Genomic DNA, 14,234 nt, shown 5'->3' with positions numbered 1-14,234 from the left:
AAGTTCTCCTTTATCATCCGTGGATTAACGATTCGGCGCCGTCGATGAAGACGGAAGTTCCGGTAATATGGTCGGATTGATCCGAAGCGAGAAAAAGCACCAGATTCGCGACTTGACTAGCGGTTCCGGATTTGTGTCTCAGTGGATGATCTCCTTCGGGAAATTCAATAGGGATCGTGATTTCTTCCAACTCGGGTCTGCGATCCGTATTCTCATCAATATTCGTTTCGATCGCGCCAGGACAGATGGCGTTTACACGAATCTTATAACGCGCCAATTCAAGCGCAGCCATTTTCATGAAAGCCACTTGTCCGGCTTTGGAAGTGCTGTAAGCGCTCATCCCAAAATTGGAGAAAACCCGGTTGCCGTTAACGGAGCTAGTAATGATGATGCTGCCACCATGCTGTTTAAGAGGCTCAATAGCATGTTTGACGCACAAAAATGTGCCGGTTAAGTTGATATTAATCGTTTGGTTCCAATCCTCTAGTCCCATATGTGCGATGGGAGAGAGAACGCCGTTAATCCCTGCGTTGGCTACCAGAACATCGAGACGACCCCATTGGTCCATGACGGTTTGAACGGCCTGTTTCACTTCTTCTTCGACGGAAATATCGGCTTCTAAGGAGATCGCTTCTCCACCGGCAGCCTGCACTTTGGCTACTGCTGCTTTAAGCTCACTGCCTGGGCGGTTGAGCAGCCCGATTTTGAACCCTGATTCAGCTAAACGTATAGCGGATGCTAAGCCAATGCCGGAGGATGCGCCGGTTACAATGGCGACTTTCTTAGAAATATCGTATGATTCTGGATGGTTTTGTTCTTGTACGGTCATTGGAAAGGCCTCCTAAATGAATGGAATACATGTATAAGGTCATTACCCTCGCGTTGAGGGATCGAATCTTAGAGGTTAGAAGGGAAGTGAATAAAGCGCTTTCTAATTTGTAACATAATTGAAATGTTTCTGTTATGGTTTCATAATGTTGGTGAGGTATTATAATAACCAAGACCCCCTTTTTAATATAAACTTTTGAACCCGGCCCCGTTGGCTGGGTTCCTTTTTTTTGTGTATGACAAATAACCCTTATAAAATATGCCTCACGGATATATCCCCCTTTTCAGATCGATATCTAAGAACCTCAACGCACGAATTTCACCCATACGCATACCACAATGAATTGCTAATACAAAAGGTAGAATGTGAAAGAATAATAGAATGGAGCTGCCGAGTTCTTGATTCGAAAAAAAAGCAGTTTATACATTTAACTCTGTGATAACATGGAAAGACTAAGTTTAAAAGAATAGAGAGGATGTACGTATGAAAATAAATCGATTAATTTCGAACAATATTAACCTATTAGATGCAGAACTACCGGTAGATAAATCGTTAGGAATTGCTGGTTTATCAGGATCTGGTAAAACAACATTTTGTCAAACCATTGGTGAAGAATCCAAGAAGCGTCTCGTTTCTTTATTGCCAAAGGCTGAATATCAGTATTTATTTCCTGAAATTATGGAAACTAATTTCAGTGCCATCAAGATGGAAGAAATGCCTTTAGTCCTTTTTCTCGGAAAATCATCGATTTCATCCAATCCTCGTTCAACCATTGGCACACATACGGGTGTGTTTAAAGAGATTCGTGTAACGCTTGCCGAAAAATTTAATCTTTCTCCAGAAGTTTTTTCCTTTAATAATGCCTTAGGCTGGTGTCCAGATTGTAAAGGGCGCAGTATGACCCAAAATGTCGATTGTCCCAAGTGCAAGGGTAGGCGCTACAATCAAGAAGTTGAGCAATATAAGATGGAATTGTTAAATCAACCACATAGTATTTCCGATATGAATAACTTAAGCATTGAAACGATCCTTTCTCTTGCAAAGGAATTACAAATTAGTGAAGCGAAGCAGCATATTCTCCAAAATATAATCAATATGAATATGGGTTACTTAACAATAAATCGCATTATGGGTACATTGTCAGGTGGGGAAATAACACGACTTTACTTGGCCGAATTCATGGCAACTAGTGAAAATACGGTTATTATCATTGATGAAATCTCCGTGGGTCTTGATCACCAAACATTATTGAAAATTTTAGATGAGATTAAACAATTGGGGTATAAGAATCAAATTTGGCTGATTGACCATTCTGACACCGTGCTGGGCACAGCGGATGAGCAATTGTTCTTTGGACCTGGTAGTGGTAAATACGGTGGGAAAATTGTTGAAGAATCACCACGTCCACAACCAATCCATTGTGATCTAAATAAGGCAATGCCAACAGAATACTATCAATTTCATGATCTTTACTGCCGTAATATTCAAATGGCTGAAATTCAGATTCCCAAGAATAGACTTGTAACCTTTACGGGTGAGTCGGGATGCGGTAAATCTACACTTGTCAATGAGTGTATGGTTAAAGATTTTCAGAAGCGGTATCCCAAAGATAAACTGGTCGTGGTTGGGCAAGATCGAAATCAATCGATTTCCAGTAGGTCGACCGTTGCGACTTTTCTTGATATTAAAAAGAAACTCACCAAATATAGCGAGGATATTGATGATATTTTTCAGCGCTCGATTGAAGAAATTATTGATGAACTGCCAAATGAAGACATCGCTCATAAACGATTGAGTTTATTGATTAAACTTGGACTTGGTTATTTGACGTTGGAAAGAAAAACACAGTCCTTATCGACGGGTGAATTTCAATGTGTTCATTTAGTTTCTGAGCTGTTTGCTAATTCGAGAAACCCACATACCCTTTTTATTTTTGACGAGCCTTCAAAAGGTTTATCACAAAATATTTTAAACCAATTCATTGATAGTGTTAGGGACATTCTGGTAGATGAATCTGTCTCTATCCTGATGATTGAACATAATGCCTATATGATGGAAAGCTCTGATTTTATCATTGATTTTGGAAAAAGGCAGCCTGAACCTGTGAAGCAGCTTGATGTTGTCAGTCATGATGATTATTATCGTCAAAAAGATAAGGAAGATAGCAAGGCCTCCATGCATATTTCTTCCACACTCAAGCCCCAAAACGGTATTCACTACTTACAAGAAAATCAGCTGGACTATTTTAAAAAGGCAGAAAACGTCTATAAGGGTGGTATCTTAAAGAGCTTATCGCCAATTGCCCATGTGATTTATGGTGAATATGAATCTGAAAAGATTGCACCTGTCATCGCCATTGATCTTGAACGACATCTGTATAGTCAATATAGTTTTCTCTATGAAATAGGTGGACTGATCAACCATATTGTGGCTGCTCATCCGACCAATAAAGATACAAGAAGCTTCGATTTCTATTATCAAGACAATCACTGTCCGAGTTGTTCGGGGCGTCGTGTCATTGAGAAATTTGATATGGATGTTCTCATTCAAGATAAAACAGTCCCTTTCTGGGATGGTATGTTACTTCCAGAAGTCATGGATGTCTTGAAATACTATCAACATGCCAAATTGCACTTCCTATTTGAAGAGATAAAGAATGAACTGGGTCACGATATGAGTAAAAGCTATAATGAGATGTCAGAAGCAGAAAAGCGTACTTTCTTATTTGGTTATTGGGAAAAATCATTTTATGATAAAGCAGGGAAGGCTTCGAGAACATGGGAAGGCTTTAATCTCATCCTTGGGCGTTATATGGTTATTTCGAAGAACATTCCTCTTAAAGAGCAAATGAAAGCCTCAAAAGAAATGATTACCTGCCCAGTTTGTCATGGAACCGTGTTAAACCATCATAAAAAGCTAAAGTTTGGTGACACGGATATTCGTGAGATTATTCAGCAGCCGATTGATCAGGTGATAAAAACCGTAGGGAAGTTACCTGAACTAGAAAAACTAAAATCAATTGTTGGCAGCGATCTTGCACTTACGGAAGATGTCTCTTTACTTCCAAGGGAAACACAAGTTGCGCTGAAGATGCTGGAGCTGGAGCTTGCAAGCTTTGTGGGCTATGAAGTGGTTTTACAAAATGCCGTACCATTTTGGGACAAGATTAAAGGTAACCTCGAGGCGATTAGCAGTAATAACTTGATTACCATCTGTGACTTTGCCAATATTGCTGAAACTAGAGAAACCATTATTGATAAGTATTTCACCAATGGAAAATATAAAAAACTAACTTATGTCTATGAAGTGTTTGGTTACAATAAAATTGTTACACAGATTAATAAAATTAAAGCAAGTCATCCATGCCCATTCTGTGGCGGGAAGAAAGTCATTTCAGAAGATGGTCTTCATGACGGCGTATTTAAGTTATCGGTGCCATGTGTTAGCTGTTATGTAAGTGGCATCAATGATGAAGGGCGCAAGGAAATCGTCGATGGTATAGATGTACAAACATGGCTTACTGGCAAAGTAAGTGATGTTGTTGCTGAAAACTTACTAACTGAGGCAGTTGCAGATATTCCTATCTTCAATCGTATTCGTGAGTTGAATAAACGAGATATGATGGCGGTTTATCATTGCCTGAAGTGAAATACGCTAGCTCAAGCCTTTAAAAATCATCAAAATCTGTAACCCACGCCCCGTTGGCTGGGTTCCTTTTTTTTGTTAAGCACAAAAAAGTCTCATTGCATATCTAGCGATGTATTTCAAGCTTCCGATTACCCGCTTAGCAAGGTATACTTAAGGTAACAGCTTATCCTTTTGGGATGAACGCCGCAACAGATTGCAAACGCATACATAAATGCAAATCATGCGCAAGGATTACTCTCGATATGATCGAAACAGGGAATCGTAAAGGAAATGGGGACATTTACTATGCTGTTCAAGAGAGAGAGAAGCGTTAATGTTAACGTGAACAAAGGAAGGCACCGCGTGTTTGCGCGTATTCTAGTTCCTTATCTTGTTTTTCTGATGCTGCCGATGATTATCGGCTGGGTCATTTATCAGAAGACGACTGCGCTGATCGAAAGCGAAGCAACCGCGAGCCATATGAACCTGTTGGAGCAGAGTAAAGATATCCTCGATCGAAGACTGGAGGAAATCGCCTCCATTACCCAGCAGTTAGCGGCAGATACAAGAATTATGCGGTTTCTGTCTGTCACTGATCCTTTTGAGGGGACGAATACGTACCGGGTTTTGGATACGAATAAAAGCTTGTACGATTACAGGATGTCTAACAATTTCATATTTGATTATTATGTCTTGTTCAAAAATAGTGAAATGGTGTTAACTCCGGGGGCTAGTTACTCTTTTCAGCATTTTTTTGATCGGGTAGCTCAATACAGCAAGTATGATTATGATTCATGGTATGACTTCGTCGCCAAGCAATTTCATACACGCAAAACCTTTGCGTCTGAGGAAGTTATCGTACAGGGTGTGCCCTATTCCATGCTGACGTATATGCAATCGCTGGGGTACCCCGGCAATCCCCAGGGTGCCATTGCTGTCATGATTGACCAGAAGGAAATCCAGAAGCTGTTTCAAGGGCTGAACATTTCCGAAGGGGGATGGGCTTATATTGTGGATGGCGAGGGGAAGATCGTTAGTGAGCTTTCGGCGAGTAAAGCCCCCTTACCGATCGAGATCGGCGATCTGATTGGCGATAGAGGCGTAATCGAGCAATCGCTGCAATCGAAGCAGATGATGATTACGTATACGAAATCCTCCTATAACGGTTGGACGTATCTGGTGGGACAGCCGACCTATGTTGTACTGGAGAAGGTTCGTTATATTCAGAAAATCATTTTCTCTTTGACGTTCGTCTTTCTTGTCGTGGGTGTCTTCATCGCGTATGTGCTGGCTTATCGCAACAGTAAACCATTACGGAATATCGTAAACTTGATTCTGGAAAAAGCGGACGTAATTTCGCACCAGAGAGACGCCTTTGGATTAATCGGAGAAACGGTAACCGGTTTGTTCCATAATAACTATAGATTGAAGTCCGAGATCGAGCAGCAGGTTCCTTTGCTGCGGGCTGCGTATTTTCAGCGGCTGTTGAACGGGCAATTTATTTCGGCACGTGATGCAGATGCACTTTTAAAGTATGTTGGTATGGATTTGCAAGGAATGTCCTATCGGGTCGCGGTTGTTCATTTGCGAGGCTTCGATAACGGCTATAACGATGATCTGTTGGAAGAACTGGATATGAAGCGTTTGCTGGCCAAAGAAATGTTGAGAAGGGCGATTGATCAGGAAGGCTTTGTTTACGATATAGCGGAGGATCAGTTCGGGTTGCTTTTTTGTTATAGAGCTGAGCAGCCAGAGCCCTACAAAGAGCTTATTGAGCAGAAGCTGAAGGAAGCCAATGAGGAGATGAAAAGCCAGTTAAAGCTGGTTTCCGTCTATGGTGTAGGCGGCTTATGTGACAGCCTCACTAGCATTTCCAGATCGTATGAACAGGCTCGAGAAGCATTGAATGTACAATTGTGGAAAAATGAGAATGAAATCGTATGGTTTGACGAGCTCCCGACCGATATGAATAACTATTATTTTCCGCAAGATGTGGAGATCCGTTTAATCAATTTGGCGAAAGCAGGGGACCATGCTGAGGTTCAGCATATGCTTGATGAGATATATCATGAAAATTTCCTGCTGAGGCATCTTTCCTTCGCTGTTATGCAGTTGTTCTTGTTCGAAATGTGGGGAAGTCTGGTAAAGCTGCTCCCGCAAATGGAGCTTGATCAGCAAGAGGTTTACAGACGGATCCAGTCACTGAGCAGCGAGATTGACTCCTATGAAAATATGCGCAAAAATTATGAGTCGATCCGCGCAACCTATCAATGGATATGCGAAAGCGTGAACGATCATAAGAAAAGCCAAAATGTGCAGCTGATCCAAAGTATTCTTGGCATGCTGCAGAACGCATATATGGACAGTGACCTTTGCCTGGATGTAGTGGCCGATCGCTTTCGCATCTCAAAAGTGTATCTCTCCCAATTCTTCAAAGAGCAAACGGGCATTAATTTCTCTGACTATTTGGAAAATATGCGCATGGATCGGGCCAAAGATCTACTGCAGACAACAGAGCTAACCATCCTTGAAATTTCCGATAAGGTTGGCTATAGCTCTTCCAATACATTTTGTCGGGCATTCAAGCGGCTGCATGGCGTTAGTGCGACCTCCTATAAGAAATTACACGGATAAGAATGCGGTACTTTGTGCCGTATTCTTTACTTTTGCACATCTATTTAGAAGTGCACATGGCCGAATCTTAATAATTGCACATAAAGAAAGCGCTTTCTGATTTACGGCTTGAGGCGATTTCTTGTAACCTTAAGGTATCAATTGAAAGGGGGGAGAGCGCACAATGAAAGAGGTTGTATTAACCAAAGCAAGCACCGGAGCAAGCAATCTGCTGCTTGTTGCAAGGAAGCAAATGAAGAAAAGCTGGCAATTGTATGCCCTGCTTGCGCTTCCAGTTATCTATGTCCTTGTATTTAAATATTATCCAATGTACGGGGCGCAGATTGCCTTCAAGGATTATATTGCCTCCAAGGGTGTCGCTGGAAGCGAGTGGGTCGGCTTGAAACACTTCATCCGATTTTTCAACTCTTATGAATTTGTGAAATTGATGAAAAACACGTTGATCATCAGCTTGTACAGCTTGCTTGCCGGGATTCCGTTTCCGATTATTCTGGCTCTATCATTGAATTATGTGAAAAACCAACTGTTCAAAAAATCCGTACAGATGATCACTTACGCCCCCCATTTTATATCCGTTGTCGTGATTGTAGGGATCGTTATGGAGCTGCTCGACCCCCGCAATGGATTAGTGAACATGCTGCTCGGTCAATTGGGCTTCGAACCGATCAATTTTATGGCCAGGCCGGAATATTTCAGCTCGATCTATGTCTGGTCAGGTATTTGGCAAAATGTAGGCTTTTCCTGCATCATTTATTTAGCTGCTTTAGCGGGTGTTGATCCCGCGCAGCATGAAGCGGCTGTCATTGATGGAGCAAGTAAATTTCAGCGCATGCTGCATATCGATCTGCCAAGCATTCTTCCGGTTATGATTATTCTGCTTATTTTGAACACTGGTCATATTCTGGATCTGGGCTTTGAGAAGGTGCTGTTATTGCAAAATCCGCTTAACGCGCGTACCTCTGAAGTCATTGATACGTTCGTGTATAAAGTCGGTCTTGCCTCCCAGACGATGAATTACTCTTATTCCACGGCCATCAATTTATTCAAATCGGTCATTGGTTTGATTTTACTGATCTCGGTTAACCAAATGGCGAAGAAAGCTAAGCAGGAAAGCCTATGGTAAGTGTGACAAAAGGAGGAAGTCATCATGGAGCTTGCTAACATTCGGGAAGCCAGCAATGACCGTTGGTTTAACGTGATCAATTACACGGTGCTTACCTTATTTCTCATTATAGTGATGTATCCGCTAGTTTTTATTGTAAGCGCATCCTTCAGCAGCCCAGACGCGGTTATCTCAGGGAAGGTGTGGCTATGGCCGGTTCAACCTACACTCGACGGTTACGAGGCTGTTTTTAAACATAAGTTGATTTGGAGCTCATTTCGCAATTCCGTCATTTATACGGTTCTAGGTACAGTCATCAATGTCGTACTAACGATTATGGCCGCTTATCCGCTCGCACGTAGAGACTTGTATGGGAAAAATGCCGTCATGCTCTTGCTGGTGTTCACTACCATGTTTTCTGGCGGGCTCATTCCGAGCTACCTGTTGGTCAAAGATCTAGGCATGCTTAATACGATTTGGTCGATGATTTTGCCAGGGGCGATGAGTGTCTTTAATGTCATTATTACGAGAACTTATTTCAAAACGACTATACCGGAAGAGTTGTTGGAGGCCGCTCAGCTGGACGGCTGTAACGATTTCAAGTTTGTATGGAATGTCGTTATTCCGTTATCTGGTCCGATCATTGCTGTCATTACCCTTTATTCGGCGGTAGGCTATTGGAATCAATATTTCAATGCGCTGATCTATTTAAAACAGCCGAGCCTTTATCCACTCCAACTAGTGCTTAGGGAAATACTCGTTCAGAATGAGGTAGATCCCGCCATGCTGTCCGATTTGGGACAGGAAGCGAATCGGGAGGGCCTGCGGGCACTGCTTAAATACTCTCTGATTGTCGTCTCATCGCTGCCGCTCATGATGATTTACCCTTTTGTACAGAAGCATTTTGTTAAGGGGGTCATGATTGGTTCGTTGAAAGGTTAGTCATTCAAAGAAAATTTTCTAACGAAAAATGCTAGGGAGGGTTCTTTTTGATGAAAAAATGGATGGTAGCAAGCTTAGGGTTAGCCTTGTGCACAGTCTCGGTATTAAGCGGTTGTTCAGATAAGGAAGCAGCGCAATCAGATGCGACTCCAAAAGTGTCAGAGGATCGGGTGACTGCAGCTGGGGAATTACCTATCACGAAGGAAAAAACGACCTTAAAGGTTCTTGTAAAGGGAAGCGCATTTGTTGAAGACTTTGCAACGAATGAATATACGAAGTACCTGGAGGAGAAGACGAACATTCATATTGAATGGGATGTTGCCCCGGAGAAATCAGCGGTAGAAAAGCTTAATTTGGTGCTCGGAAGCGGAGATTTGCCTGATGTGATCATGGGCTTTGACGTTAGCCCTACGCAGCAGCTGATCTATGGCAGCCAAGGAGATTTCCTCGATTTAAAGCCCTTTATTGATAAGTATGGCGTCGAAACCAAGAAGATGTTTGAGCAGGTGGATGGAGTGAAAGATGCTATTACGGCGCCAGGTGGTAAAATATATGGACTGCCGCTCGTGAATGAGTGTTTCCACTGTTCAATGGGGCAAAAAATGTGGATTTACAAGCCATGGCTGGATAAATTGGGGTTAGCTGTGCCAACAACGACGGATGAGCTGTACAAGGTGCTAAAGGAGTTTAAAACAAAGGATCCGAACGGCAACGGAAAAGCAGATGAGATTCCGCTTGCAGGTGCAGCGGTGGGACCTGCGGTCAATATCGACTCGTTCATTATGAATGCTTTTATACTAAATCCTAATAATACCAATCGTTTGTACCTCAATAACGGCAAGGTGGATGTGCCTTATAACAAGCCGGAATGGCAAGAGGGCCTGAAGTACCTGCACAAGCTGTATGCCGAAGGTTTGATCGCGCCGCAGTCCTTCACACAGGATCGGGATCAAGCGAAGCAAATGGGGGAAAACCCCAACATTAATATATTGGGCGCGGCGATAGCTCAGCATAACGGGACGTTTACAGCCTTCAATGGACCGAGCGGAAGATGGCTTGAGGTTACCGCCGTTCCAGTGCTCAAAGGGCCGAAAGGCTTGCAAGTAGCGCCCTATACCAATAGTGTCTCTCAAGGGCGTTACGTGATTACGAAAGCGAGTAAAAATCCAGAAGCCGCCTTCCGTCTAGCGGATCTGATGTATACGCAGGAGATGACACTGCGTAATGCAGAAGGGCGTCCTGATGTGGAATGGAAATATGCGGCTCAAGGCGAACTCGGCATCAATGGCAAGCAAGCCATTTGGAAATATACCGAAGCCAAGATGGCAAATGTTCAAAATGTGAAATGGTCTCAAACCGGACCATCGCTTAGAACGAATGATTTCCGCTTAGGCTTGGTCGCCGATCCGAAAAACCCATTGGAAGTTATTTTGTACAATGAAACGAAAAACAAATACGAGCCTTATAAGCAGAAGCTGGATACTGTCCTTCCGCAGCTGTTTTTCACGAATGAGCAGGCGATGGAGCTAGCTGATCTCGAGAAGACGATTACCGATCATGTCAAAGAGATGACCGCACGCTTCATCATCGGGGATGCGAATCTGGAGAAAGAATGGGACGGCTACCTCAAAAATTTGGATAATATGAACCTGAAGCGTTATCTGGAAATTTATCAAGCTGCCTATGATGCGAAGAAGAAGTAGATTTATATGATCGATAGACGGGTCGACAATCCAGCGATTAACTCTGGAAAGTCGGCTCTTTACATTGTACATCCCTTCTATCGTTGTTTTCGATAAAAAATCATTTCTTACGTCAAAGACGCCTCCAGTAAAAACATTTATATTGAAAATGAGTTCAATACAAAGGAGTGCGTTGCGATGAAGAATAGGAAGGTAATGTTCCTCAATCCATGGCAGGTTGAAACGGTAGAAGAGAAGTTCACCCTACAGATTGGCGATCAGGAAGTTCTGGTCAAGAAGCTTTATACATTAATCAGCCCGGGAACTGAATTGGCCATGCTGTCAGGCAACGAATCTTGGTTTCGCATGCCGGGTATTCCAGGCTATGCAGCTGTAAGTGAGATTGTGGAAGTAGGAGCAGGAGTAACGGGGTTTAATTCCGGTGATATTGTTTTTCATTATGGGAACCACACGCAGTATGAGGTTGTTTCGATCAGAGGGACTTTTCTTAAAGTTCCAGACAACTTGGATTTGAAATGGGTACCGTTTACTCGGATGGCAACCGTCGCGACGACAGCAATTCGTGTATCGAATATTGAGTTCGGAGATTATGTAAGCGTAACGGGGCTTGGACTTATAGGAAATATGGCAGCTCAACTGGCGCATTTACAGGGTGCTACTGTGATTGGTATTGATTTATCGGAGGAACGTCTTCGAATTGCTAAGCAATGCGGTGTTATTCATGTTATTAGTGGTGGAAAAGACAGCGTGAACGAGCAGATTGCCGAAATCACGCATGGAAAAGGAGTTTCAACCCATATCGAGGCTACAGGGGTGCCTCAAGTAGCTGTTCAAAGTCTCGAGTGGATCGCTAAATTAGGCGAAATCATTTTCCTGGGCAGTCCTCGAGGTGAATATAACACGGATGTTACTGAAATTTTGAACTACTGCCATCTGTATGGACGAGGTTGTATTACGTTCAAGGGAGCACACGAATGGCGGTATCCAACCGAACCTAATGAGTTTGTGAAACATTCCTTGGTTAGAAACTCAAACATCGTATTCGAGCTGATGAAGCAGAAACGGCTGCAGGTCGAACCTTTAATCAGCCATGTACTGAAGCCGGAGGAAGCGAAGGAAGCTTACGAAGGACTCCGAGTGAATAAGGATCAGTACAGCGGTGTTTTATTTGACTGGAGCGAGACATGAGTCTTAAGGGAAAAGTTCGCATCGGCATGTTAATATATGGAAAATGTGAATACGCTTCAGTTATACTTGAGAAATAAGGCAGTAGGTCCTCAATCATTTCGCAGGAGGGAAGTACATGGAGACTTGGCTGAACAACATCTCGCCTTTCGTCAGAATGGTCAAAATTCATAAATCCTTCTCTCTGGCGGGTGAATGGATGGATTACGACCATGTGTATACGTATATCGAGCAAGGGGAAGCTGAATTTTTTTTGGACGGGATCAAATATCAGGTGAAGGAAGGAGACATTCTCCTTATGCCTCCCTTCATGGCGCATATTATTCGCTCTACGTCAGAGGTGCCATTGATCCAATATATCTTTCATTTTGATTTGTATTATGACGAAGAACGAAGTTCTTGGAAGGACCAAGCGATTACGGAAGAGCGTAAAGCAATTGCAAACAAGGAGATGCAGCTAGCATCTACCATTCCAATTTCCCACCTGCAGCTGCCGGACCGGATTGAGTTAAAGAAAAGATTCCTGATCATGCAGAAAGAGTTTCTAGATATGAGATCGGGTTATTCGTTGATCCTTAAGGGGATTTGTTTGGAATTATTAGTCCTTTTTATGAAGGGACAAGTGGGCCATAACGATAAAGAAGGTAAAATGACAAAGGGTTGGGTGTTTATTGAAAAAACCATCCATTTGATCAATGAAAGATATGGGGACCCTGAGCTGGATAATCATACGATAAGTAAACAGGTCGGAATTTCGACCAATCATTTATCTTTTTTATTTAAAGATCAGCTTGGCATTACGATTCATAAATATTTGACCCATATTCGAATCGAGCAATCGAAGATAAGAATGATCGAAGGTAATCAAACATTAACCGCTATTGCTGAGCAGGTGGGCTTTTCAAGCATTTATTTATTCAGCCGATCTTTCAAGGCTACGGTCGGAGTTATGCCTAGTATGTTTATAGCGATGAATTCTCAGCCAACCATTTCTTAGAATAAGCAAAGAGGTTGGTGTGTTCATTATCGCGGCCATCTCCGGTGAACGGGAAGCAGTATGGGGAAATCCGCATGAGGCTCCATCTGATACCAATAGGCAACGGAGGAAACATCGTCGGTTCGTTCGAAAAGCTCTCTGCTGTTATGACCAATCTGTTGAATCGTAACGCGCAGATCGCTCTCGAAATGGATGGGGTCTGGAAGATGCCAACGATATAGTCCATGCATAGGCACGGAATCTTCGCCGAACTTCTCTTTGAGGGTCGAATCCGATTTGGAATAGAACGGGTATCCTAGATAGGGAGTGCTGTATGGCACCTCGACGGGGATCCCGTTTTCTTTTTCGTAAAAGCACCAGGCTCCACCGAAATAATCCTCCGTCCCCGTCCCGCAGAGGGTTGGCCATTCTTCATCTCCATCCAAATAAAATTTAATTTCCCCTTCGCCCCACCAATAACGTTCTAAGGCTGCCCATGCCACATAGGTACCGACATATGTTCCCTTGCCTTTGACTCCGTCCAAAATAGTGTAATCTTTTCCTTCCGTTGTGATATTCTCTCTTCTCCACTGGGCGTGAAAATAAGCCGTATTCTCCGGGAGCGAATCAACGAGTGTATAATGAAACTGATAGAAGAAGCCTTGAATATCCTCGGCATGCTGATTCTCAATCGTAATTTTGGCTGATTGTCGGAAAGGCATGGGGAAGTAACAGTTCATGCCACCTGTAGGATTCACGACGATCGGCTGCGAATTCACCTTGCAGCGTTCACCAAACCCATTGCAAAAGAAATCGCCCAGCGGCACTTCCACGGAAGGCGAGGCTTCATCATCCCAGTAGATGCGGAGCACTAAATCTCTAAGGACAAAGTTCCCCTTAGGCGTAGCATTCGTACAAGTGATCCAGAAGTGCTGCAGGATGCCAGTTCCTTGAATATCGGCCAGAACGACTGTTTCTCCTTGAGGTAAAGTGATGCACGGCCTGCCTTTGCGGGCAATACCTAAATTGCTTGCTGCTTTCCCGCCTTGTCCCTTCTCACCGGTCGGATTCTCTGCCGTGATCCAACGGGTTTGGCCTTGTGTCAGGAATGGTGCTGCAGAGAGTTCATGGATAAAGCCTTGATTTTGCGACATAGGAACATCCACCTCTATCATTATTGTTATATGAACTTGAAAACATTATATAATGAAGGTAAGCGTGTTCATTTAGCCAAAG

Annotated in this window: 9 protein-coding genes; 7 read left to right on the top strand and 2 right to left on the bottom strand. The window is 43.1% G+C overall.

The features are described from left to right. Positions 1 to 13: 13 nt before the first annotated feature. Positions 14 to 829 (bottom strand): SDR family oxidoreductase, encoded by an 816-nt coding sequence (locus ASG85_RS19485; RefSeq protein WP_060647536.1) that lies wholly within the window; start codon positions 827 to 829, stop codon positions 14 to 16. A gap of 483 nt (positions 830 to 1,312) precedes the next feature. Here ASG85_RS19485 and ASG85_RS19480 point away from each other — a divergent pair, with 483 nt between their 5' ends. The 7 genes from ASG85_RS19480 (at position 1,313) to ASG85_RS19450 (ending at position 13,019) form a co-directional block, all read left to right on the top strand. Next, positions 1,313 to 4,477 (top strand): ATP-binding cassette domain-containing protein, encoded by a 3,165-nt coding sequence (locus ASG85_RS19480; RefSeq protein WP_060647535.1) that lies wholly within the window; start codon positions 1,313 to 1,315, stop codon positions 4,475 to 4,477. 285 nt (positions 4,478 to 4,762) lie between these two features. Further along, positions 4,763 to 7,090: a helix-turn-helix domain-containing protein gene (locus ASG85_RS19475; RefSeq protein ID WP_060647534.1), complete on the top strand. Its 2,328-nt coding sequence runs from the start codon at positions 4,763 to 4,765 to the stop codon at positions 7,088 to 7,090. 163 nt (positions 7,091 to 7,253) lie between these two features. Further along, the gene (locus tag ASG85_RS19470; RefSeq protein WP_082588157.1) at positions 7,254 to 8,213 is read left to right on the top strand and encodes an ABC transporter permease; all 960 of its coding nucleotides are present in this window, start codon (positions 7,254 to 7,256) and stop codon (positions 8,211 to 8,213) included. Between the two features lie 24 nt (positions 8,214 to 8,237). After that, positions 8,238 to 9,134, top strand: coding sequence for a carbohydrate ABC transporter permease (locus tag ASG85_RS19465; RefSeq protein WP_057307521.1), 897 nt, complete (start codon positions 8,238 to 8,240; stop codon positions 9,132 to 9,134). A gap of 50 nt (positions 9,135 to 9,184) precedes the next feature. Beyond that, complete coding sequence (locus tag ASG85_RS19460; protein WP_057307520.1) at positions 9,185 to 10,837, top strand: ABC transporter substrate-binding protein; 1,653 nt, start codon at positions 9,185 to 9,187, stop codon at positions 10,835 to 10,837. Between the two features lie 177 nt (positions 10,838 to 11,014). Continuing rightward, entirely contained in the window at positions 11,015 to 12,025 is a 1,011-nt protein-coding gene (locus ASG85_RS19455; protein ID WP_057307519.1) for a zinc-dependent alcohol dehydrogenase, read from the top strand. A gap of 115 nt (positions 12,026 to 12,140) precedes the next feature. Beyond that, a complete protein-coding gene (locus tag ASG85_RS19450) occupies positions 12,141 to 13,019 on the top strand; it encodes an AraC family transcriptional regulator (protein ID WP_057307518.1) in 879 nt (292 codons plus the stop codon). Between the two features lie 26 nt (positions 13,020 to 13,045). On the opposite strand, the gene ASG85_RS19445 is transcribed toward ASG85_RS19450, so the two are convergent. Continuing rightward, positions 13,046 to 14,152 carry a glycoside hydrolase family 172 protein gene (locus tag ASG85_RS19445; protein ID WP_057307517.1) on the bottom strand — a complete coding sequence of 369 codons (1,107 nt, stop codon included), beginning with the start codon at positions 14,150 to 14,152 and terminating at the stop codon, positions 13,046 to 13,048. Between the last annotated feature and the right edge of the window lie 82 nt (positions 14,153 to 14,234).

It is taken from the genome of Paenibacillus sp. Soil724D2 (genome assembly GCF_001427935.1).
Classification (GTDB): Bacteria; Bacillota; Bacilli; order Paenibacillales; family NBRC-103111; genus Paenibacillus_E.
The sequence above is the reverse complement of the archived record's forward strand: the minus strand, read 5'-3'. Positions and strand labels throughout refer to the sequence as shown.